The organism is Blastococcus atacamensis (assembly GCF_002938425.1).
Lineage (GTDB): Bacteria > Actinomycetota > Actinomycetes > Mycobacteriales > Geodermatophilaceae > Blastococcus > Blastococcus atacamensis.
In genome coordinates, this window is the sequence record NZ_POQU01000010.1 from 15,694 (window position 1) to 38,734 (window position 23,041).

The 23,041-nt window shown below is 73.3% G+C and carries 28 protein-coding genes; 5 read left to right on the forward strand and 23 right to left on the reverse strand.

The annotated features are described in order from the left end of the window. Positions 1-7 precede the first annotated feature (7 nt). The 12 genes from tsaE to C5508_RS04520 all read right to left on the reverse strand — a co-directional run bounded on the left by tsaE (position 8) and on the right by C5508_RS04520 (position 12,054). Positions 8-454, reverse strand: a complete 447-nt coding sequence (tsaE, locus tag C5508_RS04465; protein ID WP_104523753.1) for a tRNA (adenosine(37)-N6)-threonylcarbamoyltransferase complex ATPase subunit type 1 TsaE — start codon at positions 452-454, stop codon at positions 8-10. Then, positions 451-1,080, reverse strand: a complete 630-nt coding sequence (locus C5508_RS04470) for a uracil-DNA glycosylase (RefSeq protein ID WP_104523754.1) — start codon at positions 1,078-1,080, stop codon at positions 451-453. The genes tsaE and C5508_RS04470 overlap by 4 nt, the downstream gene beginning before the upstream one ends. Beyond that, entirely contained in the window at positions 1,077-2,255 is a 1,179-nt protein-coding gene (locus C5508_RS04475; protein ID WP_104523755.1) for an alpha/beta fold hydrolase, read from the reverse strand. Before C5508_RS04475 ends, C5508_RS04470 begins: the two co-directional genes overlap by 4 nt. Continuing rightward, positions 2,255-3,391, reverse strand: coding sequence for an alanine racemase (gene alr, locus C5508_RS04480; protein ID WP_104523756.1), 1,137 nt, complete (start codon positions 3,389-3,391; stop codon positions 2,255-2,257). The genes C5508_RS04475 and alr overlap by 1 nt, the downstream gene beginning before the upstream one ends. Next, positions 3,388-4,854, reverse strand: coding sequence for an NAD(P)H-hydrate dehydratase (locus C5508_RS04485; RefSeq protein WP_104523757.1), 1,467 nt, complete (start codon positions 4,852-4,854; stop codon positions 3,388-3,390). The genes alr and C5508_RS04485 overlap by 4 nt, the downstream gene beginning before the upstream one ends. Next, the gene (locus tag C5508_RS04490; protein ID WP_104523758.1) at positions 4,851-5,282 is read right to left on the reverse strand and encodes a holo-ACP synthase; all 432 of its coding nucleotides are present in this window, start codon (positions 5,280-5,282) and stop codon (positions 4,851-4,853) included. Before C5508_RS04490 ends, C5508_RS04485 begins: the two co-directional genes overlap by 4 nt. Positions 5,283-5,393: 111 nt before the next feature. Beyond that, the gene (glmS, locus tag C5508_RS04495) at positions 5,394-7,271 is read right to left on the reverse strand and encodes a glutamine--fructose-6-phosphate transaminase (isomerizing) (RefSeq protein WP_104523759.1); all 1,878 of its coding nucleotides are present in this window, start codon (positions 7,269-7,271) and stop codon (positions 5,394-5,396) included. A gap of 85 nt (positions 7,272-7,356) precedes the next feature. Further along, complete coding sequence (gene glmM / locus C5508_RS04500) at positions 7,357-8,703, reverse strand: phosphoglucosamine mutase (RefSeq protein ID WP_104523760.1); 1,347 nt, start codon at positions 8,701-8,703, stop codon at positions 7,357-7,359. A gap of 20 nt (positions 8,704-8,723) precedes the next feature. Beyond that, a complete protein-coding gene (rpsI, locus tag C5508_RS04505; protein ID WP_104523761.1) occupies positions 8,724-9,143 on the reverse strand; it encodes a 30S ribosomal protein S9 in 420 nt (139 codons plus the stop codon). Beyond that, a complete protein-coding gene (rplM, locus tag C5508_RS04510; RefSeq protein ID WP_104523762.1) occupies positions 9,140-9,583 on the reverse strand; it encodes a 50S ribosomal protein L13 in 444 nt (147 codons plus the stop codon). Before rplM ends, rpsI begins: the two co-directional genes overlap by 4 nt. A gap of 209 nt (positions 9,584-9,792) precedes the next feature. After that, positions 9,793-11,448: a S8 family peptidase gene (locus C5508_RS04515; RefSeq protein ID WP_104523763.1), complete on the reverse strand. Its 1,656-nt coding sequence runs from the start codon at positions 11,446-11,448 to the stop codon at positions 9,793-9,795. 120 nt (positions 11,449-11,568) lie between these two features. Then, complete coding sequence (locus C5508_RS04520) at positions 11,569-12,054, reverse strand: beta-class carbonic anhydrase (RefSeq protein WP_104523764.1); 486 nt, start codon at positions 12,052-12,054, stop codon at positions 11,569-11,571. An 88-nt stretch (positions 12,055-12,142) separates the two neighbouring features. Between C5508_RS04520 and moeA the strand changes: the two genes are divergently transcribed. The 3 genes from moeA to C5508_RS04535 are packed head-to-tail and all read left to right on the forward strand — an operon-like array spanning position 12,143 to position 14,309. Beyond that, on the forward strand, positions 12,143-13,345 hold the full coding sequence (moeA, locus tag C5508_RS04525; RefSeq protein WP_104523765.1) for a molybdopterin molybdotransferase MoeA: 1,203 nt from the start codon (positions 12,143-12,145) through the stop codon (positions 13,343-13,345). After that, positions 13,342-13,815, forward strand: a complete 474-nt coding sequence (gene moaC / locus C5508_RS04530) for a cyclic pyranopterin monophosphate synthase MoaC (RefSeq protein ID WP_104523766.1) — start codon at positions 13,342-13,344, stop codon at positions 13,813-13,815. Before moeA ends, moaC begins: the two co-directional genes overlap by 4 nt. Next, on the forward strand, positions 13,812-14,309 hold the full coding sequence (locus C5508_RS04535; protein ID WP_104523800.1) for a MogA/MoaB family molybdenum cofactor biosynthesis protein: 498 nt from the start codon (positions 13,812-13,814) through the stop codon (positions 14,307-14,309). The genes moaC and C5508_RS04535 overlap by 4 nt, the downstream gene beginning before the upstream one ends. A gap of 152 nt (positions 14,310-14,461) precedes the next feature. On the opposite strand, the gene fdhD is transcribed toward C5508_RS04535, so the two are convergent. Then, a complete protein-coding gene (gene fdhD, locus C5508_RS04540; RefSeq protein ID WP_104523767.1) occupies positions 14,462-15,292 on the reverse strand; it encodes a formate dehydrogenase accessory sulfurtransferase FdhD in 831 nt (276 codons plus the stop codon). Between the two features lie 42 nt (positions 15,293-15,334). On the opposite strand from fdhD, the gene mobA reads away from it, so the two are divergent. Continuing rightward, complete coding sequence (mobA, locus tag C5508_RS04545) at positions 15,335-15,919, forward strand: molybdenum cofactor guanylyltransferase (protein ID WP_104523801.1); 585 nt, start codon at positions 15,335-15,337, stop codon at positions 15,917-15,919. Between the two features lie 9 nt (positions 15,920-15,928). Continuing rightward, positions 15,929-16,594: an NAD(P)H-binding protein gene (locus tag C5508_RS04550; protein ID WP_104523768.1), complete on the forward strand. Its 666-nt coding sequence runs from the start codon at positions 15,929-15,931 to the stop codon at positions 16,592-16,594. Positions 16,595-16,604: 10 nt separating this feature from the next. Here the strand turns inward: C5508_RS04550 and truA are convergent, their stop codons facing one another. From truA to map, 10 genes are all read right to left on the reverse strand, one after another. Next, complete coding sequence (truA, locus tag C5508_RS04555; protein ID WP_104523769.1) at positions 16,605-17,471, reverse strand: tRNA pseudouridine(38-40) synthase TruA; 867 nt, start codon at positions 17,469-17,471, stop codon at positions 16,605-16,607. Positions 17,472-17,496: 25 nt separating this feature from the next. Next, a complete protein-coding gene (locus C5508_RS04560) occupies positions 17,497-17,880 on the reverse strand; it encodes a hypothetical protein (RefSeq protein ID WP_104523770.1) in 384 nt (127 codons plus the stop codon). After that, complete coding sequence (rplQ, locus tag C5508_RS20790; protein ID WP_104523771.1) at positions 17,877-18,479, reverse strand: 50S ribosomal protein L17; 603 nt, start codon at positions 18,477-18,479, stop codon at positions 17,877-17,879. Before rplQ ends, C5508_RS04560 begins: the two co-directional genes overlap by 4 nt. Before the next feature lie 150 nt (positions 18,480-18,629). Then, positions 18,630-19,706 carry a DNA-directed RNA polymerase subunit alpha gene (locus tag C5508_RS04570; protein ID WP_104523802.1) on the reverse strand — a complete coding sequence of 359 codons (1,077 nt, stop codon included), beginning with the start codon at positions 19,704-19,706 and terminating at the stop codon, positions 18,630-18,632. A gap of 148 nt (positions 19,707-19,854) precedes the next feature. Next, entirely contained in the window at positions 19,855-20,481 is a 627-nt protein-coding gene (gene rpsD, locus C5508_RS04575) for a 30S ribosomal protein S4 (RefSeq protein WP_104523772.1), read from the reverse strand. Positions 20,482-20,515: 34 nt separating this feature from the next. Beyond that, the gene (gene rpsK / locus C5508_RS04580) at positions 20,516-20,923 is read right to left on the reverse strand and encodes a 30S ribosomal protein S11 (RefSeq protein ID WP_026857037.1); all 408 of its coding nucleotides are present in this window, start codon (positions 20,921-20,923) and stop codon (positions 20,516-20,518) included. A gap of 113 nt (positions 20,924-21,036) precedes the next feature. Then, positions 21,037-21,411 (reverse strand): 30S ribosomal protein S13, encoded by a 375-nt coding sequence (gene rpsM / locus C5508_RS04585; protein WP_104523773.1) that lies wholly within the window; start codon positions 21,409-21,411, stop codon positions 21,037-21,039. 14 nt (positions 21,412-21,425) lie between these two features. After that, complete coding sequence (gene rpmJ / locus C5508_RS04590) at positions 21,426-21,539, reverse strand: 50S ribosomal protein L36 (protein ID WP_012950458.1); 114 nt, start codon at positions 21,537-21,539, stop codon at positions 21,426-21,428. Between the two features lie 66 nt (positions 21,540-21,605). Continuing rightward, positions 21,606-21,827 carry a translation initiation factor IF-1 gene (gene infA, locus C5508_RS04595; RefSeq protein WP_012950459.1) on the reverse strand — a complete coding sequence of 74 codons (222 nt, stop codon included), beginning with the start codon at positions 21,825-21,827 and terminating at the stop codon, positions 21,606-21,608. A gap of 328 nt (positions 21,828-22,155) precedes the next feature. Continuing rightward, the gene (gene map, locus C5508_RS04600; RefSeq protein ID WP_232796912.1) at positions 22,156-23,013 is read right to left on the reverse strand and encodes a type I methionyl aminopeptidase; all 858 of its coding nucleotides are present in this window, start codon (positions 23,011-23,013) and stop codon (positions 22,156-22,158) included. Between the last annotated feature and the right edge of the window lie 28 nt (positions 23,014-23,041).

A 23,041-nucleotide genomic window follows, 5' to 3' on the forward strand; every position in this document is an offset into this window, starting at 1 on the left:
CCGGAGATCAGTCGAGCCGCTGCTCCCAGCCCGGACCGTGCGGGACGAGGACGGCAGTGCGGACGTCGTCGTCGCGCCGGTCCAGCCGGACCTCCAGGTGCTCGTCGGCGAGCTGCTCGACCAGTCCCTGACCCCACTCGACGACCGTGACGGACGAGGCGACCGTGACATCCAGGTCGAGGTCGTCCACGTCGGCGTGGCCGCCCAGCCGGTAGGCGTCGACGTGCACGAGTGGGATCCGGCCCTCGCGGTGCACCCGGGCGATGACGAACGTCGGCGACGTCACCGGTTCGCGCACGCCCAGGCCCGCGCCGATGCCCTGGGTCAGCGCCGTCTTGCCCGCGCCGAGCGGACCGACCAGCACGAGCAGGTCGCCGGGGCGGGCGAGGTCGGCCAACCCGCGGCCCAGGGCGTGGGTGTCGGCCAGGGTCGCCAGCACGTGCTCGCGCCTCACGGGGTCGCCTCCAGGGTCGCCGCGACGGCGGTGAGGTCGGCCAGCAGCCCGGCGCGCGGCGCACCGTTCGGGCCGAACCGGATGGCGGCCGAGGGGTGGTAGGTGGCCCACACCGCGCGGCCGTCGAGCTCGTGCGGGCGGCCGCGGACGGCGGCGAGGACGGTGCGCGGCCCGAGGAACCACTTGGCCGACGACAGCCCGAGGGCGACGACGACCGGCGCGCCGAGGAGGTCCAGCTGCCGTCGCAGCCATCCGCTGCATCGGGCGACCTCCGGGGCCCTCGGGGTGCGGTTGCCCGGCGGGCGGCACTTCACGACGTTGAGGACCGCGGCCTCGGCGCGGTCCAGGCCGGCCTCGCCGAGCAGGAGGTCCAGCAGCGCACCGGACTTCCCGACGAACGGCCGGCCCGTCTCGTCCTCGGTGGCTCCCGGCGCCTCGCCGACCAGCACGAAACGGGGCCGACCGGTGACCGGGACGTCACCGACGACGACGTGCTGCCGGGTCGCGGCGAGCTCGGGGCAGGCGACGCAGGTGCTCGCCGCCGCGGCCAGCGCCGCCCAGTCGGGAGCGGCGGCGGCGGCCGCGGCGACCGTGCGGGCGTCGTGGTCGAGGCCGACGGGGCTCACCGGCGTGCCTTCCGGGCCTGCTGCCCGGCGCCGGCCCGGCGCAGCAAGGCGGTCAGGGCGTCGCTGACCTCGTCGGGCCGCTCGAGGGTGACCATGTGGCCGGTCTCCGGGAGCACCACGTACTCCGCGTCGTGCAGGCGTTCGACCAGCAGGTCGCTGTGCTCCTTCGGGATCATCTTGTCCCGGTCACCGGTGACCACCAGGGTCGGGACGGCGCGCAGCGGCTCGAGCGCCCCCGTGTGGTCCAGACCCGCGAGCGCCGGGTAGAACTCCGCGATCACATCGACCGGGGTGCCGGCGATCATCGCGTCCACGTAGCGGGCCAGCGCCGGGTCGACGTCGGAGGAGCCGAACGACAGCGAGCGCGTCACGACCGAGACCAGCTCCGCGGCCACCCGCCGGGTGCGCTCGGCGAAGGCCGGGCGGTGCCGCATGGTCCACGCGGCCACCGGCAGGACGGCGGCGCGGACGCGGGTGAGCACGTCGGGCAGACCGAAGTTCAGGTCGGCGAGGTTGCCGCTGGAGGTCGAGAGCAGCGCGGCGCCGACGATCCGGCTGCCGAAGATGTCCGGCCGCAGCGCCGCCAGGCCCATGATCGTCATGCCGCCCATCGAGTGGCCGACGAGCACGACGGGTCCGCGGGGCACCCGCGCGTCGAGCACCGAGAGCAGGTCCCGGGCGAGCTGCTCGATCCTGGAGTTCTCCGACCTCCCCCGCCCGGAGGCGCCGTGACCCCGCTGGTCGTAGAAGACCAGCCGGGCGTCGGGACGGTGTCCGTTGCCGGTGGCCAGCTCGGCGGCGAGGGTGCGCCGCTGGAAGGCCCACGAGGCCATCGAGAGCGTGTAGCCGTGCACGAAGACGACGGTCAGCGGGGCGTCGCGCGGGCCGATCTCCTCGACCGCCAGCAGGACGCCGTCGTCGGTCTGCACCAGCGCGGTGCGGTCCGCCGGCCGCGCCTCGATGCCGAGCGGGTCGACCTGGCGCAGCTGCCCCTCGGTGAGGTTCTCCGGCAGCTCCGCCGCCGGCCCCAGCTCGGCGGCCCGGACCCTGTGGGCGGCGATCCGGCTGACCGCCATCCCCGCGGCGGTGCCGGCCGCCGCGAGGCCGAGGACGGCACCGACGACGCCGGCCCGGTGCGCCCGCGGGGGCGGAACCGAAGTGCTCCGTCGGGCCATCAGACCGCTCCCGCCGAGCCGACGTAGCGGCGGGCGAACCGTCCCCCGATCCGGGTGACGAGCTCGTAGTGGATCGTGCCGACGGCGTCCGCCCACTGCTGCGCGGTGGGCTCACCGCCGTCGCCCGGACCCCAGAGGACCACCTCGTCCCCCGGTGCGACCGCCGCGTCGCCGACGTCCACGACGAACTGGTCCATGCACACCCGCCCGGCGATCGTGCGCTGGGCGCCGGCCGCCAGGACCGGTGCGGAGTTCCCACCGGCACGCGGCACACCGTCGGCGTACCCGACGGGCACCAGGGCCAGCGTCGTCTCGCCGGCAGTCGTGTAGGTGTGCCCGTAGGACACCCCGGCGCCGGCCGGCACGCGCTTGGTCAGCGCCACCCGGGCCCGCACCGTCATGGCCGGTCGCAGCCCGTGCGCGGCCGCGTCCCCGCCCATCGGGTCCAGGCCGTACACGGCGATGCCGGGGCGCACCATGTCGAACCAGGTGTCGGGCAGCGCGACGGTGGCCGCCGAGTTGGCGAGGTGGCGGCGCGCGTCGGTGAGGCCGGCGGCGCGGGCGATGGCGACCGCCTCCTCGAAGACCGCGACCTGGGCGCCGATCGTCGGGTGGGTCGGGGCGTCGGCGTAGGCCATGTGGCTCCACAGCCCGACGACGACGACGTCCCCGTCGGTCTGGGCCCTGGCCGCCGCGGCGACCAGGGCGGGCCACTCGGCCATGGTCGCGCCCTCGCGGGAGAGGCCCGTGTCGACGAACAGGTGCAGCCGGGCGGTGCGCCCGGTGGCCCGCGCGGCGGCGACCACCGCGGTCAGCCCCCAGACCGCGTTCACCGAGACCTCGAGATCCGCGGAGAGCGCCGCCGCGTAGTCGGCGCCGGGACCGTTGAGCCAGGCGAGCACCGGCGCGGTGATCCCGGCGTCCCGCAGGGCCAGCCCCTCGGCCAGCACGGCCACCCCCAGCTGATCGGCGCCCCCGGCCAGGGCGGCCCGGGCGGCGGGCACGAGACCGTGCCCGTAGCCGTCGGCCTTCACCACCGCCATCAGCGGACGGCCCACCCGCTCGCGCAGCACGGCGGTGTTGGCCGCGATCGCATCGAGGTCGACGACCACCTCGGCCCCGGTCCCGTTCGTCACGGGCCCGAGTCTGGCAGGCGTGCCGGACGCGCACCGCGCACCCGCCCGATCGCCGCCGGCAGGTGCCGCACCAGGTCGCCCGCGATCAGCGGTCCGGCGGACGCGGCGAGCTGGCCCGCGCGACCGTGCAGGTGCGCCGCCACGGCCGCCGCCTCGACCGCGGGCAAGCCCGTGGCGAGCACGGCTCCGGCGATGCCCGAGAGCACGTCACCGGTTCCCGCCGTGGCCAGCCACGGGGTGCCGGTGGCGTTCACGTAGGCGGTTCCGTCGGGGTCGGCGATCACGGTGGCCTCGCCCTTGAGCAGGACGACGACGCCCAGGTCCGCCGCCAGGCGCCGGGCTGCCCCGATGCGATCGGACCCGACCTCGGGCCCGAACCGCGCGAACTCGCGGTCGTGCGGGGTGAGCACCGTCGGCGCCGCCCGCCCGCGCACCAGGTCCGGCTCCGCGGCGAGCAGGGTGAGCGCGTCGGCGTCCACGAGGACCGGCAGGTCGGTCGCCAGCACCTCGGCCAGCACCGCGCGGGCCGCGTCGTCGGTCCCCGCGCCGGGGCCGACCGCCCAGGCCTGCACCCGACCGGCCTCCGAGGGCCGGCCCTCGGTGACGAGGGCTTCGGGCCACGCCGCCCGGACGCCGTCGGCCGCCGTGCCGGCGTAGCGGACGAGACCGGGCCGGGTGCGCAGTGCCGCGCCGGTGCAGAGCACGCCCGCCCCGGGGTAGGTCGCTGATCCGGCCACGATCCCCACGACGCCCTGCGAGTACTTGTCGTCGCCCGCCTCCGGCACGGGCAGCCGGGCCGCGACGTCGTCATCGGTGAGCTGCCACGCCCGCGCGGCCGGCAGGAACTCGGCCAGCCCGATGTCGACCAGGTGCACCTCGCCGGCGTGGGCGCGCCCCTCGCCGACGACGAGGCCGGGCTTCACTGCGCCGAAGGTGACCGTGTGCGTCGCCGGGAACGCGGCGCCATCGACGGCGCCGGTGTCGGCGTCCACCCCGCTCGGGACGTCGACGGCCACCATGAGCGCAGGTCCCGCCGCCGCACGCTCCACGAGCGCCGCCGCCGGCGCCCGGAGCCCACCGGACCCGCCGATCCCCACGATGCCGTCGAGCACCAGGGAGGCGTGGTCGAGGAGGGGTCCGGCGTCGTCATGGTCGAGCGTGCGGCCACCGGCCCGCCGGAGGGCTGCCAGGCCCTCGGGGTGCGCGCGGTCGGGGTCCAGCAGGACGGCGGTCACCCGGGCTCCGCGGCCGGCGAGGAGCGCACCGGCGTGCAGCGCGTCGCCCCCGTTGTTGCCGGCGCCCACCAGCAGGACGACGTCCGCGCCGTAGGGACGCCCGAGCAACCGCAGGCACACGACCCCGAGCCCGGTGGCCGCCCGCTGCATGAGCGCACCGGCCGGCAGCGCCGACAGGAGCGGCTCCTCGGCGGCGCGGACCTCGCCGGCGGCGTGCAGGCCGATCACGGGAGGTCCCGGCCCGTGGCGTCACGGGCAGCGACGTCACGGGCAGCGACGTCACGGGCCATGCCTTCGGCGACGACGACAGCCGAGGCGATCCCGCCGTCGTGGCTGAGCGACACGTGCCAGGACGTGACCCCCAGCTGCGCCGCCCGGCCGGCGACCGACCCACGCACCTCCAGGTGCGGGCGCCCGTGCTCGCCCACGGTGACCTCGGCGTCGTGCCAGTGCAGGTCACCGGGGGCACCGAGCGCCTTGGCCAGCGCCTCCTTGGCCGCGAACCGGGCCGCCAGCGACTCACCGGTCCTCGGGTTCCCGCTGGGCGTGAGCTGCTCGGCCGCGGTGAACAGCCGATCGCGCAGCCCCCGCGTCCGGCTGAGCGACTCCGCGAACCGATCGACCGGCACCACGTCGATCCCGACCCCGATGATCACGACCCCAGTCTGCCGTCTGATCGACGTCCTGGCTCACGGCGGTGGGTCCTGGCTCACCATCGGCGGTGAGCCAGGACCCTTGATGATCAGGAGACCTGATCATCAAGGGTGTCACTCGACGGTGACGGACTTCGCCAGGTTGCGCGGCTGGTCGACGTCGAACCCGCGGGTGTCGGCGATCTCGCACGCCAGCACCTGCAGCGGCACGGTGGTGACCACCGGCGCCATCAGGGTCGGGGTGCGGGGCACCCGGATCAGGTGGTCGGCATAGGGGACGACGTCCTCGTCGCCCTCCTCGGCGATCACGATGGTGCGGGCGCCGCGGGCGCGGACCTCCTGGATGTTGGAGACCACCTTCCCGTGCACCGAGTTCCGGCTCTTCGGCGACGGGACCACCACGATGACCGGCGTGCCCTGGTCGATGACGGCGATCGGCCCGTGCTTGAGCTCACCCGCCGCGAAGCCCTCCGCGTGGATGTAGGCCAGCTCCTTGAGCTTGAGCGCGCCCTCGAGGGCCACCGGGAAGCCCACGTGGCGGCCCAGGAACAGGATGGTGTTCGCATCGGCCAGCGAGCGGCCCAGCGCCCGGACCGGCTCCATCTGCTCGAGCACCTTGGTCACGGCGTCGGGGAGCCGGCGCAGGTCCTCGACGATGGCGGAGATCTCGTCCTCGTACTTCACCCCGCGCACCTGGGCCAGGAAGAGCCCCACCAGGTAGCAGGCCACGATCTGGCTGAGGAACGCCTTGGTGGAGGCGACGGCGATCTCCGGCCCCGCGTGCGTGTAGAGGACCGCGTCGGACTCGCGCGGAATCGTCGACCCGTTGGCGTTGCAGATGGCCAGGACGCGGGCCTTCTGCTCCTTGGCGTGCCGCAGCGCCATCAAGGTGTCCATCGTCTCGCCGGACTGGCTGATGACGACGACGAGCGTGGAGCGGTCGAGCACCGGGTCGCGGTAGCGGAACTCGCTGGCCACCTCGACCTCGACGGGGATGCGGGTCCAGTGCTCGATGGCGTACTTCGCGATCAGGCCGGCGTGGTACGAGGTGCCGCAGGAGACGACGAAGATCTTGTCGATGTCGCGCAGTTCCTGGTCGGACAGGCGGACCTCGTCGAGCAGCAGCTCGCCGCTCTCGCCCAGGCGACCGAGCAGCGTGTCGGCGATGGCCTGCGGCTGCTCGGCGATCTCCTTGAGCATGAACCAGTCGTAACCGCCCTTCTCGGCGGCGGCGGCGTCCCAGTCGACCGTGTAGGCGACCGGCTCGGCCGGCGTCCCGTCGAAGCCGGTGACGGTCAGGCCGCGGTCGCGGTCGATCTCCACGACCTGGTCCTGGCCGAGCTCGCGGGCCTCGCGCGTGTGACCGATGAAGGCGGCGACGTCGGAACCCAGGAAGTACTCGGGCGTTCCGTCGGCCGTCTCGCCCAGGCCCACCACGAGCGGGCTGCTGCGGCGCGCGGCGACCAGGGTGTCGGGCTCGGCGACGTGCGTGGCGACGAGGGTGAAGGCACCCTCCAGCCGCCGGCAGACCGCGCGCATGGCCTCGGCGAGGCGGCTCTCGCCCTCGGGGGTGGCCCGGTAGACGGCGGCCAGCAGGTGGGCGACGACCTCGGTGTCGGTCTCGGACGTGAACTCGACGCCGTCGGCCTCGCACTCGGCCCGGAGGGCGGCGAAGTTCTCGATGATGCCGTTGTGGATCACCGCGACGGTGCCGTCGGCGGAGACGTGCGGGTGGGCGTTGCGGTCGGTCGGCCCCCCGTGGGTGGCCCACCGGGTGTGCCCGATGCCGATCGTGGAGTCCGGGAGGGGCTGCTCGACCAGCGCCTTCTCCAGGTTGGCCAACTTGCCCGCCTTCTTGGCGGTGGTCAGCTCCCCGTCACACAGCAGAGCGACGCCCGCGGAGTCGTATCCGCGGTACTCCAGCCGACGGAGGCCCTCCAGGACGACGTCCAGCGCGCCCTGCGGACCCACGTACCCCACGATTCCGCACATTGGACCCAGCGTACCGGCGACGTCGGCGGTGAGTGCCCACGACGGCCGGGTGGCCCCCCGGCGAGTGAGGAAGGCAGGCGGCGGGTCAGCCGACCTGGGCCACCACGGCGGCCAGGCGCTGGGCGACCTCGTCGGCCAGTTCCTGCGTCGGGGCCTCGACCATGACCCGCACGAGCTGCTCGGTGCCCGAGGGCCGCAGCAGCACCCGGCCGGACTCGCCGAGCTGCTCCTCCACGGCGTTCACCGCGGCGGCGACGTCGTCGCTCTCGGCGACGGCGAGGCGGTCCTGCACCGGGACGTTGATCAGCACCTGCGGCAGCCGGCGCACCACGGAGGCGAGTTCGGCCAGCGAGGACCCGGTCTCGGCCATGCGCGACAGCAGGGCGAGCCCGGTGAGCAGGCCGTCGCCGGTGGTGGCGTGCTCGAGGAACACCAGGTGCCCGCTCTGCTCGCCACCGAGGCTCAGGCCCCGTGACCGCAGCGCCTCGAGGACGTACCGGTCGCCGACCGCGGTGGTGTGCACCGCGATGCCGGCATCGCGCATCGTGTGGTGGAAGCCGAGGTTGCTCATCACGGTGGCCACGACGGTCCGGTCCGCGAGCCCACCGCGCTCGTGCAGGGCCAGCGCGCAGATGGCGAGGATGGCGTCGCCGTCGACGACGTCGCCCGCGGCGGTCACCGCGAGGCACCGGTCGGCGTCGCCGTCGTGCGCGATGCCGATGTCGGCGTTGTGCTCGCGTACCGCGTCGGTCAGCGGCCCGAGGTGGGTGGAGCCGATGCCGTCGTTGATGTTCCAGCCGTCGGGGTCGCAGCCGATGGCGTGGACGGTGGCCCCGGCCCGGCGGTAGACCTCGGGCGCGACGGTGGCGGCGGCGCCGTGCGCGCCGTCCACGACGACGCTCAGCCCGGACAGCGGCCGGTCGACGGTCGAGAGCAGGTGCTCGACGTAGCGCTCGTTGCCGTCGGCGAGGGCGCTCACGCGACCGATCGCGGCGCCTGTCGGGCGGTGGTCCACGGAGGAGCCGGAGGCCACGGTCTTCTCGATGGCGGCCTCGACGGCGTCGGGCAGCTTGTGCCCACCCCGGCTGAAGAGCTTGATGCCGTTGTCGGGCATCGGGTTGTGACTGGCCGAGATCATGACGCCGAGGTCGGCGTCGCTGCGCGCGGTCAGGTAGGCCAGCGCGGGCGTGGGAACCACACCGGCCAGGAGCACCTCGGCTCCGGCGCTCGTGAGGCCCGCGACGACCGCGGCCTCGAGCATCTCCCCGCTGGCGCGGGGGTCGCGGCCGACGACCGCGACGGGACGCGAGGTCCCGTCGCGGTCGGCGAGCACGCCAGCGGCGGCGCGAGCCACCGAGAGGGCCAACTCCGGCGTGAGGTCGGAGTTGGCCCGACCCCGGACGCCGTCGGTCCCGAAGAGTCTCCCCCCCATGGACGACGCCGCCGTACCGGTCAGCGCTTGGAGTACTGGGGAGCCTTGCGGGCCTTCTTGAGCCCGTACTTCTTGCGCTCCTTGACCCGGGGGTCACGCGTCAGGAAGCCGGCCTTCTTGAGGGCCGGACGGTCCTCGGCCTCGACCTCGATGAGGGCGCGGGCGATGGCCAGGCGGAGTGCACCGGCCTGGCCGGTGACGCCACCACCCTTGAGGAGGGCGACGACGTCGTACTGCTCGGCCTTCTCGAGGGTCACGAACGGCTCACGGATGAGCTGCTGGTGCACCTTGTTCGGGAAGTACTGCTCGAGGGTGCGGCCGTTCAGCGTGAACTGGCCGGTGCCGGGGAGCAGCCGGACGCGGACGACGGCCTCCTTGCGACGGCCGACGGTCTGGATCGGACGCCCGTCGGCGTCGGTCACGGTCAGTGCGCTGGTCACTGGGCCACCTGCTTGATCTCGTAGGTCTGGGGCTGCTGCGCGGCGTGGGGGTGCTCCGGGCCGGCGTAGACCTTGAGCTTGGAGAGCATCTGACGCCCGAGGGTGTTGTGCGGCAGCATGCCCTTGATCGCGCGCTCGATGACGCGGTCGGGGTGGGTGCGGAGCTGGTCGCCCACGTTGATGGTCTTGAGACCACCCGGGTGACCGGAGTGCCGGTAGGCGACCTTGTTGTCCCGCTTCGACCCGGTCAGGGCGACCTTGCCTGCGTTGACGATGACGACGAAGTCGCCGACGTCGACGTGCGGGGCGTACTGGGGCTTGTGCTTGCCGCGCAGGAGCTGCGCGGTCTGGCTGGCCAGTCGACCGAGCACCACGTCAGTGGCGTCGATGACATGCCAGGCCCGGGCGATCTCGCCGGGCTTGGGGGTGTACGTGCGCACGCGCTCGTTCCTCCGTCGTCGTCGGGATGGCTGGTCGGTTCGCCTCACCGAGCACGGGAGACGTGGATCGACGCGCGCAGCACCAGCCTGCTCGCGCGCGCCAGCCGACGACGATACCAGCCGCTCCGCGTGCCCCTTCCCCGCGGAAGGAGGCCGGACGGCGGAGAGGCCGGGCACAGCACGCGCCCGGCCCCTCCCTGCTCGTCAGGTCAGCCGTTCGACCTGTCGCCGGTCACCGCGGCGAGCGCGTCGACCTGCCCCTGGCCGTACCAGGACGTGTGACCCCCGTTGCCCTGGCACTCCTGGGGAGCGCCGCTCTCCGAGCCGACGAACGTCGCGTACGGCCGGCCGAACTGCGCGCTGCCGACAGCGTTGGAGTTCGGCAGCGTCTCCGGGCAGGCCTGCGGGTCGGCCGTCTGGGTGATGATCTGCTCGACCTGGGTGGGTCGCATCTTCCCGTTCTGCGGGGTGTCCAGGTCGCCGTAGCGGCTGATCACCAGCGCAGCCAGCCCGGCCACGTGCGGCCCGGCCATCGACGTCCCCTGGATGCCGCAGTAGGTGGCCGTGGGGTAGGTCGGGTCACCGGTGGTCTCCTGCCGGCTGCGCGTGCAGGGGAGGCCCTCCGGCCAGGTGGAGAGCACCTGCCCCTGGATGGCCTGCGCCCCCGGGTCGGCGCCGCGGAAGTAGAAGTCCCCTCCGGGCGCCGCCACGTCGGCGGTGCTCATGCCGTAGGACGAGTAGTAGGACTTCAGGCTGTCCGGGTACTGGCCCTCGGTGGTGTCCTGGGTGAAGCTGCCGGTGGCGGTGACGCCGATGACGCCGGGCAGTTCGACCGGCAGGACCACGCACGCGTTGGTGACGTCGCGGGTCACCTCGTTGCCCGGCGGGTAGTCCGGGCTGGTCGCGTCCGTGGTCGGGTGCGAGAGGTCCTCGGAGTTGTTGCCCTCCGAGGCCACGACGGTGACCCCCTGCTGCTGGGCGTACCGGACGGCCCGCTGCACGGCCTTCCAGATGGCCCGCTGCTCCTCGTCGTTGCGGCAGTTGAAGAGGAACGGGTCGACGAAGTAGCTGTTGTTGGTCACGTCGAGCTTCCGGTCGCCGGCCCAGACGAAGGAGCAGACGACGGCCTCGGGGAAGAAGTAGCCCTCCGCCGTCGCCGCCTTGATGGCGGCGATCCGCACGTTCGGCGCGACGCCGATGATCCCGGCACTGTTGTCCGCCGCGGCGATGGTCCCGGCGGTGTGCGTGCCGTGACCGTTGTCGTCGTCGGCCGCCACCATGCCCGGGACCGGGGCGCCGCTCAGGCAGTTGGCGCTGTCCGCGTCCGACATGTTCGCGCGCAGGTCGGGGTGCCGGTGGTCGACGCCGGTGTCGATGGTCCCGGCGACCACGGCCTGGCTCCCGCCGGTGATCGCGTGGGCCTGCGGCACCTGCATCTGGCGCATGTCCCACTGCAGCCCGGCGAACGTCTCGTCGCCGTCGCCGGCCGGCGCGTTCGGCAGCTCACCGGGCTGCGACCCCTCGGCCTGGACGACGTCGAGGCTGGTGGCGAAGCGGCTCGTCGCCGACGCACCCTCGACCCGCCTGTCGGCGCGCATGCGGTCGTCGAAGGCGTTGTCACCGCTGCGGGCGACGAGCACGCCGATCTTCGAGTAGTCGGCCACCACGGTCCCGCCGGCGCGGGCGACGGCGGCGCCTGCGTCGGCGGGGCTCTGCGAACCCTTGAACAGGACCAGGTAGGTCTCTGCCGGGCCCGTGGTCCCCGCCGGTGCGGCGGTGGCCGCGGTGGGGACGCTCATGCCGGTCGCGGTGATGACCGCTGCACCGACGAGGAGGCGACCGAGTCGCCCTCCAGAAGACTGCATGCTGCTTCTCCGTTTCGGTCCGGATACGTGCCGTGATCACGGCGGTTCGGACGCTAACGGTGATCCACATCACCCGCACGTCGAGCGATGAGACGCTCACGGGGTGGTGTCGGCAGCAGGTCAGACGACCTCGCGCAGCAGTCCGGTGTCGACGTCGTAGACGGTGCCGCGGACCTCGTGGGACAGCAGGTAGGGGCTGTCGCGCAGCAGGCGCATCGACTCGCGCACGTCGGAGTCGACGTCGGTGAAGGTGCGGGCCGCCCACGGCGGGCGCCGCCCGGTGGCTTCCTCGACGAGGTCGGCGAAGGCGACGTCGTCGGTGGCCTGCAGGCCGCACTGCGTGTGGTGGACCAGCACGATCTCGCGGGTGCCCAGCAGGTGCTGGGAGATGGTCAGCGAGCGGATGGTGTCCTCGGTGATGACGCCACCGGCGTTGCGGATGACGTGGGCGTCGCCGACGTCCAGACCCAGCAGCGGGAACAGCGGCATCCGGGAGTCCATGCAGGCGACGACGGCGACGGCGCGCGCCGGGCGCACCGGCTTGCTCCCCGGGAAGCGCTCCGCCCAGGCCACGTTCGCCTCGAGCATCCGGTCGATCTCCGCCATGTCCGTCCTCCGTCTCTCCGTCGGTGCCCGGGGACAGTAACCGGCGGCCGCCGGGCCTGCAGGAGCGGTGATCGGCCAGGATGGGCGTATGCGCACGGTCGAGGAACACCAGTCGGCGGTCAACGCCCTGCTGCCGGCCATGCCCGAGGAGGTCGTCCCGGTGGCCGCGGCGCACGGCCGGGTGCTGGCACGCGACGTCGTCGCGCAGGTCCCGCTGCCCGGCTTCGACAACTCCGCGATGGACGGCTACGCCGGCCGGTGGGCCGAGCTGGCCGGTGCCGACGGCGCCCCGGTCCGGCTGCCCGTCGCCGAGGACATCCCCGCCGGGCGCACCGACGTCGTCCCGCTGGCCCCGGGCACGGTGCATCGCATCATGACCGGCGCCCCGCTCCCCCCGGGCGCCGACGTCGTCGTCCCCGTCGAGCTGACCGACGGCGGCACCGACGTCGTCGAGATCCGCGACCGCCCGCCGGTGGGCAGCCACCTCCGCGGAGCCGGGGAGGACATCGCCGCGGGCACCGTCGCCCTCGTCGCCGGAGCGCCGCTCGGGGCCGCCCAGCTGGGACTCGCGGCCGCGGTCGGGGTGACGGAGCTGACCGTCCGGCGCCGCCCGAGGGTGCTCGTCCTGTCCACGGGCAGCGAGCTGGTGGCACCCGGCGAGCCCCTGGCGCGTGGGCAGATCTACGAGTCGAACTCGGTGCTGCTGGCCGCGGCGGTCGAGGAGGCGGGCGGCATCCCCCGGCGGCTGCACTTCGTCCCCGACGACGTCGACCAGTTCCTCTCCACCGTCCGTGCCGAGGTGGCGTCGGCGGACCTGCTGATCACCAGCGGCGGCGTGAGCGCCGGCGCGTACGAGGTGGTCAAGGACGCGTTCCGCACCCTCGGCACCGTCGAGTTCGGCAAGGTCGGCATGCAGCCCGGTGGCCCGCAGGGAGCCGGCACCGTGGACGGCGTCCCGGTCATCACCCTGCCCGGGAACCCGGTGAGCGCGTTCGTCTCCTTCGAGGTGTTCGTCCGCCCGGCGCTGCGCCGCGCACTCGGGCACGCCTTCCCCGACCGGCTGCGGGCGCCGGCCCGGCTCACCGGCCCGCTGCGCTCCCCCGCCGGTCGCCGCCAGTTCCTGCGCGGCCGCTACGACGGCGGCGAGGTCTCCCAGGTCGGCGGGCCCGGCTCGCACCTGGTGGCGCACCTCGCCCGCGCCAACTGCCTGGTCGTCGTCCCCGAGGACGTCACCGAACTACCCGCCGGCGCCGTGGTGGACGTCGTGCTGATCGAAGGAGCGCTCCAGTGAGCGATGCGAAGTTGACCCACGTCGACGAGACCGGCGCGGCGCGCATGGTCGACGTCAGCGCCAAGGCCGTCACGGTCCGGGAGGCGACCGCCGCCGGACGGGTGCTGGTGAGCCCCGAGGTGGTCGGTCTGCTGCGCGGCGACGGCGTGCCGAAGGGCGACGCCGTCGCCGTGGCCCGCATCGCGGGCATCGCGGGGGCCAAGCGGACGCCGGACCTGGTGCCCCTGTGCCACCCCATCGCCCTGCACGGCGTCACCGTCGACATCGAGGTCGCCGACGACGCCGTGGAGATCACCGCCACCGCCCGCACCGCCGACCGCACCGGTGTGGAGATGGAGGCCCTGACCGCCGTCACCGTGGCCGGCCTGACGATGATCGACATGGTCAAGGCGGTCGACCCGCGCGCCACCATCACCGACGTCCGCCTGCTGCGGAAGTCCGGCGGCAAGAAGGGCGAGTGGACCCGGTGAGCGACCTTCCCGCCGGCGCCCGCGCCGTCGTCGTCACCGCCTCCAACCGGGCCTCGGCCGGCGTCTACGAGGACCGCAGCGGCCAGGCGCTCGCCGCCGGGCTGCGGGAGCTGGGTTTCGCCGTCGAGGGGCCGCACGTGCGTCCCGACGACACCGAGGCGCTCGCCTCGGTGCTGCGCGACGCGGTGGACGCCGGGGCCGACCTCGTCGTCACCACCGGCGGCACCGGGCTCTCCCCCACCGATGTGACGCCGGAGGCCACCCGCGCCGTCGTCGAGCGCGAGGCGCCCGGCATCGCCGAGGCGGTGCGCCGGTACGGCGCCGAGAACGGGGTGCCGACGGCGGTGCTCTCCCGTGGGCTGGCCGGGACGACCGGGCGGACGCTGATCGTCAACCTGCCGGGTTCCACCGGCGGCGTGAAGGACGGCCTGGCCGTGCTCGGGCCGCTGCTCCCCCACGTGGTCAGCCAGCTCCGCGGAGGCGACCATGTCTGATCGCGACGACATGGCGGTCCTCCGGACCGCACCGCCACCAGGTGCCGCCCCCCACCTTCGTGGAGCCCTTCCCGGTCACCCGATGAGGACCCTCGGGGCCCATCCTCGGGCCACCGCCTCGCGGGGCGGCTCAGGTCACCGAGGTGGCGTGCTCAGTCGGGCAGCACGATCCGTTCGGGATGGGTGTAGACGTTGCAGCCGTCACCGCGCAGGAAGCCGACGAGCGTGATGCCGACCTCGCGGGCCAGCTCCACCGCCAGCGAGGACGGTGCCGACACGGCGGCGAGCACCGGGATGCCCGCCATCGCCGCCTTCTGCGTCAGCTCGAAGCTCGCCCGCCCGCTCACCATCAGCACGTGCCCGGCCAGGGGCAGTCGCGCCCCGCGGACGCCGTCGCCGATCACCTTGTCCACGGCGTTGTGCCGGCCGACGTCCTCGCGCAGCGCGAGCAGCTCCCCGTCCGCGGTGAACAGCCCCGCGGCGTGCAACCCACCGGTCTTGTCGAAGACCTGCTGGGCGGCCCGCAACCGGTCGGGCAGCGCGAGCAGCACCTCCAGCGGGAGCCCCACGCCGTCGGCCGCCACGTCGTAGGCGGTCTTGGTGCGGATGGCGTCGATGCTCGCCTTCCCGCACACCCCGCAGGAGCTGGACGTGTAGAAGTTCCGCTCCAGCCCGGTGTCGGGAATCGGAACCCCGGGGGCGAGGTCGACGTCGACCACGTTGTAGGTGTTGCGACCCTCGGCGTCGACGGAGTCGCAGTAGCGCAGGCCGGCGACGTCGTCCGGACCGGCGATGACGCCCTCGGTGGCCAGGAAGCCGTGCACCAGGTCGAAGTCGTCGCCCGGGGTGCGCATGGTCACCGCCAGGGCGGTGCCGCCCAACCGGATCTCCAGCGGCTCCTCGGCCGCCACGGTGTCGGGCCGGGTGGTGTGCTGCGGCCCGCGGATGCGCAGCACCGGAGTGCGGCTGGTGACTCGTCCCACGGGGCCGACGGTACCCACCTGCCCCGGCCTACGGTGCTGCGCATGGACCAGCTGCCGCCGTACACCGCCGTCGTGCTGGCCGGAGGCCGGGCGGAGCGGCTGGGTGGGGCGGACAAGCCCCAGCTCCAGGTCGGGGGCCGCACGATGCTCGATGCGGTGCTCGACGCCGTGGCCGACGCCCGCGCGTGGGTCGTGGTCGGGCCACCGCAGCCCGTGCCGCCCGGCGTCGTCGTGGTGCGGGAGGAACCCCCCGCAGGCGGTCCGGTGGCGGCGCTGCGCGCCGGGCTGCGGGAGGTGCGCACCGACGTGGTCGCCGTGCTGGCCGGAGATCTCCCCTTCCTGACCGGTGAGGTGGTCGCCGACCTGCGCCGGCAGCTCCGGGGCGACGGCGCCCTGGTCGTCGACGACGACGGACGGGACCAGCTGCTCCTCGGCGTGTGGCGCACCGAGCCGCTGCGCGCCGCCGTCGCCGACGGGCCGCCCGCCCTGCATCGCGCCCTGCGGGGGCTGGACGTCGACCGCCACCGGCCCCGCGTCCGGGCCGGGGCACCCGCCCCCTGGGTGGACTGCGACACACCCGAGGAACTGGCGCGCGCCCGCGCGGTAGCCGCGCGCCTCCCCGGGTAGGGCGGGGCCATGCACATCGTCATCGCCGGGGCCCACGGCCAGATCGCCCGCCGGCTCGGCCGCCTCCTGTCCGCCCGCGGCGACGCCGTCACCGGCCTCGTCCGCAGCCCTGACCACCGGGCCGACCTGAAGGACGACGGGGTGACGCCGGTGGTGCTCGACCTCGAGTCGGCCGCCGTCGAGGAGGTCGCCGAGGCGCTCTCCGGGGCCGACGCCGTGGTGTTCGCCGCCGGCGCCGGCCCGGGCAGCGGCGTCGCCCGCAAGGAGACCGTGGACCGGGGCGCCGCGGTCCTGCTGGCCGACGCCGCCGAGCGCGCGGGGGTGCGCCGCTACGTCCTCGTCTCGTCGATGGGCGTGGACCTGGTCGCCGACGGAGCACAGCCCGAGGGCGTCGACGAGGTGTTCACCGCCTATCTGCGGGCCAAGCTGGGCGCCGAGCAGGACCTGCTGGCGCGCGAGCGCCTGGCCGTCAGCGTCGTCCGGCCCGGCGGGCTCACCGACGACGCCGGGACCGGTCGGGTGACGCTCGCCCGGCACGCCGACCGCGGGAGCATCCCCCGCGATGACGTGGCCGCCGTCCTGCTCGCCCTCCTGGACGCCGGACGGGACGGCGCGGTCGTCGAGCTCGTCTCCGGGGACACCCCCATCCCCGACGCCGTCGCCGCCCTGCCGTGACACGCCGGGCTCAGCCGCCGCGGCGGGCCCGCGTGACCTGGGTGCGCGCTCCGAGCTCGGCGTCGGGCGGGTAGTCGACCGCGACGAGCGCCAGCCCGTGCGCGGGTGCCACCGGCACCTCGCTGGCCCGCTCCGCGCGGCTGAGCAGGGCGGCCGGCCAGTCCACCGGGCGGCGTCCCTCCCCGACGGCGATCAGCCCGCCGACGAGGCTGCGGACCATGGAGTGGCAGAAGGCGTCGGCCGAGGCGTCGACGCGCACGATCTCGCTGCCGTCGTCCTCCCGCTGCCGGGCGACGGTGAGCCGGAGCAGGGTCCGCACGGTCGTCGCGCCCTCCCTGCGCTTGCAATAGGCGGCGAAGTCGTTCTCGCCCAGCAGCAGCCCCGCGGCGAGGTCCATGGCGGCGGCGTCGAGGCGCCGGGGCCAGGCCACGGTGTCCGACCGGCGCAGGGGTGGCGGCCCGGCCGGATCGTCGGTCAACCGGTAGACGTAGTGCCGCGCCAGTGCGCTGAAGCGGGCGTCGAAGTCGGGGTGCGCCTCGACGACCGACCGGACGGCGACGTCGGAGGGCAGCACGCCCCGCAACCGTCGAACCAGCTTCGCCTGCTGCTGCTCCCAGAGCTCGACCGGGACGTCGCAGTGCACCACCTGGCCCGTGGCGTGCACCCCCGCGTCGGTCCGGCCGGCGACGGTGAGGTCGACGGGCCGGCGCAGGACGGTGGCGAGGGCCTGCTCCAGTTCGGCCTGGACGGTGCGGAGGGCGGGCTGGCGGGCCCAGCCGTGGAACGCCGTCCCGTCGTACTGGACGTCCAGACGAAGACGGACGAGCCCGCCACCGACATCGGTGGCGGGCTCGTCCGGATGCTGCTGACTGGTCAGCGACGCGTCGCGATCGGGAGGCGCGTCAGCGCGGGTCGGGAGCCGACTCGCCGCCGGGAGCGTTCAGGCCGGCCGTGGCGGCGTCACCCATCTCGGCGGCGTTGACCTCGGCGGCGACGGCGTCAGCCACCTCGGGCGAGAGCGTCGGGTCGTCGACGACCGCGGTGTTGTGCGCGGTCGGCTGACGGGTGACGTCGCCGTCGTCCTGGCGCTCACCGTCGGGGTTGAAGACGTCGGCGACGACCTCCTGCGCCTCGTCGCTCACGCTGCCGTCGACCACGGCCGGGGAGGTGTCCCCACCCGGGCCTGTCGTCTCGCCCTCGAAGGTCGCGCCCTCGTCGCCGCCACCGGCGGAGACGCCGGCAGCGCCGGCGCCCGCGCCCGGGGTCTCCTGGGGCTGGCTGCTCATCGCGCGTCCGTGCCCTCGGCGTCGGTCGGCTCCGCGTCGGCGGCAGCCTCGTCGGCGGCCTCCTCGGCGACCTCGTCCGCGGCGGCGTCCTCGACAGCGGTGTCCTCGGCAGCGGTGGTGTCGTCCGCGGCCTCGACGGCGTCGGCGGTGACCTCACCCGCGGCAGCCGACGAGCCGGCACCGGAGGCGAACTTGGTGCCGCGGGCGCGCTCGGCCTCGCCGACGGCCTGCTGGCCGACGGTCAGCGCCTCGACGAGCTCGATGACCGCCATGGGCGCGTTGTCGCCCTTGCGGGGGCCCACCTTGGTAATGCGGGTGTAGCCGCCAGGACGGTTCTCGAAGCGAGGACCGATCTCGGCGAAGAGGGTGTGGACGACGTCCTTGTCACGGATGGTGGTCATCACCTGACGGCGGGCGTGCAGGTCGCCGCGCTTGGCGAAGGTGACCAGCTTCTCGGCCAGCGGACGGAGCCGCTTCGCCTTCGCCTCGGTCGTGGTGATGCGGCCGTGCTCGAACAGCGAGGTGGCCAGGTTGGCCAGCATCAGCCGCTCGTGCGCCGGGCCGCCGCCGAGACGGGGTCCCTTGGTGGGGGTGGGCATGTCGGTCCTTCCTCAGGCGGCCGGGCGGTGCATGCGCGGCTGCGTCCGTGGTGCTGCTGTCGTCCGTACTGCGGTGGTGCTCGCGTTCAGTGTGGCTGCCCGGGGGGCGGTGCCGGACGGCGGGTGCACCCCGCCGTCCGGCACTCGGCCTCAGAGCTGCTCGGTCTCCTGGTAGGAGGTCTCGTCGTACTGGGCCTGGTCGTAGCCCGCGGCGTACTCGCCGGTGCCCTGGTAGGCGTCGGTCTCGTAGCCCTCGTCGTAGCTCTCCACCGAGGTGGGGATGAACCCGGGCGGGCTGTCCTTGAGCGCGAGGCCCATGGCCGCCAGCTTCATCTTGACCTCGTCGATCGACTTGGCCCCGAAGTTCCGGATGTCGAGCAGGTCGGCCTCCGAACGGGTGACGAGCTCACCGACGGTGTGCACGCCCTCGCGCTTGAGGCAGTTGTAGGACCGGACGGTGAGGTCCATGTCCTCGATCGGCATCGAGAAGTTCGCGATGTCGGCGGCCTCGGCCGGGCTGGGCCCGACCTCGATGCCCTCGGCGTCGACGTTCAGCTCGCGGAGCAGACCGAACAGCTCGACCAGCGTGGAGCCGGCGGACGCGATGGCGTCGCGCGGGGCGATCGACGGCTTGGTCTCGACGTCGACCACGAGGCGGTCGAAGTCGGTGCGCTGCTCGACACGGGTGGCCTCGACGGCGTAGGTGACCTTGAGGACCGGCGAGTAGATCGAGTCGACCGGGATGCGGCCGATCTCCTGGCCGGGCTGCTTGTTCTGCGGAGCCGGCACGTATCCGCGCCCCCGCTCGACGACCAACTCGATCTCGAGACGGCCCTTGCCGTTGAGGGTGGCGATGTGCAGGTCCGGGTTGTGCACCTCGACGCCGGCCGGCGGAGCGATGTCCGCGGCGGTGACCTCACCCGGGCCCTGCTTGCGCAGGTACATCGTCACCGGCTCGTCGGAGTCGGAGCTGACGACGAGACCCTTGAGGTTCAGGATGATCTCGGTGACGTCCTCCTTGACGCCCGGCACGGTGGTGAACTCGTGCAGGGTGCCCTCGATGCGGATGCTGGTGACAGCCGCGCCGGGGATGGACGAGAGCAGCGTGCGCCGCAGGGAGTTGCCGAGGGTGTAGCCGAAACCCGGCTCGAGCGGCTCGATGACGAACCGCGAGCGCTGCTCCGAGATGATCTCCTCGGTCAGAGTGGGGCGCTGTGCGATGAGCATGTGGTTCTCCTTCAGGTCCTCCGGCACCCGCCATATGACGCCGTGAGGGAGTGGTGCCGGCGGGGCGGGCATCTGTCCGCCCGCCCCGCCTCGATCCCCCTGCAGGGTCCCACCGCGACCGTGCGAGTGGGGGGCAGGGGTACTTCTGCTACTTGGAGTAGAGCTCCACGATCAGCTGCTCCTGGACCGGGGTGTCGATCACCTGGCGGGCCGGAATGCTGTGCACGAGCACGCGCAGCTGGCTGCTGATGACCTCCAGCCACGGCGGGACCGGGCGCTCGCCGGCGCGGGCCTGGGCGATCTCGAACGGCAGCATCGTGCGCGACTTCTCGGCCACCTCGATGATGTCGTTCTCGCTCACGCGGTACGACGGGATGTCGACCTTGCGGCCGTTCACCCGGATGTGACCGTGGCGCACCAGCTGGCGGGCCATGTCCCGGGACTCGGCGAAGCCGGCCCGGTAGACCACGTTGTCCAGCCGCGACTCGAGGATCTGCAGGAGGACCTCACCGGTCTTGCCGGTCTTGCGGTTGGCCTCTTCGTAGTAGCCGCGGAACTGCTTCTCCAGCACGCCGTAGATGCGGCGGGCCTTCTGCTTCTCACGCAGCTGCAGCAGGTACTCGCTGTCCTTGCTGCGGCCACGGCCATGCTCGCCCGGCGGGTAGGGCCGGATCTCGATCGGGCACTTCGCGGACTCGCACTTGCTGCCCTTGAGGAACAGCTTCATCTTCTCCCGCCGGCACATGCGGCAGTCGGCTCCGGTGTAACGGGCCACGTCTATCTACCTCGTTCGTCTCGTATGTGGCCGGTCAGACCCGGCGGCGCTTCTTGGGGCGGCAGCCGTTGTGCGGCTGCGGGGTGACGTCCTGGATCTGCCCGACCTCGAGGCCGGTGGCCTGGAGGGAGCGGATGGCGGTCTCGCGGCCGGAGCCGGGACCCTTCACGAAGACGTCCACCTTGCGCATGCCGTGCTCCTGCGCCTTGCGGGCCGCGTTCTCGGCGGCCATCTGCGCGGCGAAGGGAGTCGACTTGCGGGAGCCCTTGAAGCCGACGTGACCGGCCGAGGCCCAGCTGATCACGTTGCCGTTGGGGTCCGTGATCGAGACGATCGTGTTGTTGAACGTGCTCTTGATGTGCGCAGCACCGTGAGCGACGTTCTTCTTCTCCTTGCGGCGGACCTTCTTGGCACCAGCCGCGGTGCGAGCCCTGGGAGGCATGTCTCTCCGAGTCCTTGATCTTTCAGTGGCCTGATGTGGTGAGCGCGAGCTCGAGACGCGGTGTCGCTCCCGCCCTCACGGGTAGCTGCGACGGCACGCCGGACGTGCTCGGATCAGCGAGCCTTCTTCTTGCCCGCGATGGTCTTGCGCGGGCCCTTGCTCGAGCGCGCGTTGGTCTTGGTGCGCTGACCGTGCACCGGGAGACCACGGCGGTGCCGCAGACCCTGGTAGCAACCGATCTCCACCTTGCGACGGATGTCGGCGGCCACCTCACGGCGGAGGTCACCCTCGACGCGGAAGTGCTCGTCGATGTAGTCGCGGAGCTTCAGCAGGTCCTCGTCGCCGAGGTCCTTGGCGCGCAGGTCCGGGCTCACGCCCGTAGCGGCCAGCACCTCCTTCGCGTGGTGCTTGCCGATGCCATAGATGTAGGTGAGCGCAATCTCCATCCGCTTCTCGCGGGGCAGGTCGACGCCAGCCAGTCGTGCCATGTTCAGGTACTCCCTCAGCCCTGGCGCTGCTTGTGCCGGGCGTTGTCGCAGATGACCATGACCCGGCCGTGCCGGCGGATCACCTTGCACTTGTCGCAGATCTTCTTCACCGACGGCTGAACCTTCACCGGTGCCGCCCCTCATTCCTCAGATCGATGTGGCCGGGCTCGCGCAGGTCGTGCGGGCGCCGGCGGTCACTTGTAGCGGTAGACGATGCGACCGCGCGTCAGGTCGTAGGGCGAGAGCTCCACGACCACGCGGTCCTCGGGCAGGATGCGGATGTAGTGCTGACGCATCTTGCCGCTGATGTGGGCGAGCACCCGGTGCCCGTTCTGCAGCTCGACCCGGAACATCGCATTGGGCAGCGGCTCGACGACGCGACCCTCGACCTCGATGGCCCCGTCCTTCTTCGCCATGCCTAAGACGCGCTCCTTGACTCGGTGGTACTGGATCCTCGTGTGCCCGCGCCGGAACCCGGCGGGAGGCACGAGGAGATTGCAGAACAGGTGGTGCCGGCGCTCTCGCAGAGGGCGTCTCGGGTCATGCGGCCACAGCACGACTACGAGACGGCGCTAGCGCCATCGAAGATCGTACCCCGACGTCTCGCCCGTCACCAACCCGCCCTGGGAGTGACGGTGCTGACCCCCAGGTGACGGGCTGGAACGGCCCCGGCGAGCTGCTGGAACGGCCCCGTCGCAGGGACCCGGACGAGCGCAGCGAGTCGCGGGGGGCGACGGGGTCCTTCTAGGTGCGGGGGGTGACGCCGAACGGCGCGAGGCCCGCCACGCCGCCGTCCTCCGCCGTCAGGACCCAGGGGCCCTCCGGGGTGATGGCGACGCTGTGCTCGAAATGGGCGGCCCGGGAACCGTCCTTGGTCACGACGGTCCAGCCGTCGTCGAGCTCTTCCGTGGACGGATCCCCCACGGTGACCATCGGCTCGATGGCGAGGGCCAGACCCGGCACGAGCTTGGGACCCCGCCCCGGCCGCCCGTAGTTCAGCACGTGCGGGTCTTGGTGCATCTCGGTGCCGATGCCGTGACCGCCGTACTGGTCGACGATCCCGTAGTCGTGCTCGTGCGAGCGGATCGACTCCTCGACGGCATGGCTGATGTCGGTCAGCCGGCCGCCGGCCACGGCACGGGCCAGACCCGCCCACATGGAGCGTTCCGTCACCTCGAGGAGGGCGGCGTCCTCGGCAGAGGGCTCGCCCACCGTCACTGTGATCGCCGAATCGCTGTGCCAGCCGGCGAGGATGGCGCCGCAGTCGATCGAGATGTTGTCCCCGGCGGCCAGGCGCCGATCCGGGTTCGGGATGCCGTGCACGATCTCGTCGTTGATGGACGTGCAGATCGTGCCCGTGAACCCGTGGTAGCCCAGGAAGTTCGGCACACCACCGTGGGACCGGATGTAGTCCTCGGCGACCGCGTCCAGCTCACCGGTGCTGACCCCTGGGGCGACCGCGGCCTTGACCGCCTTCAGCGCACCGGCGGTGATCAGCCCGGATGCCCGCATGAGCTCGATCTCGTGCGCTGTCTTGATCTGGATCATGCGTCCACTCCACTTCGCCAGCAGCGGGAGGCGACCGAGGATGCCCGTCGTCATCTGCCGCGCTGCTCCTTCACACCAGCCG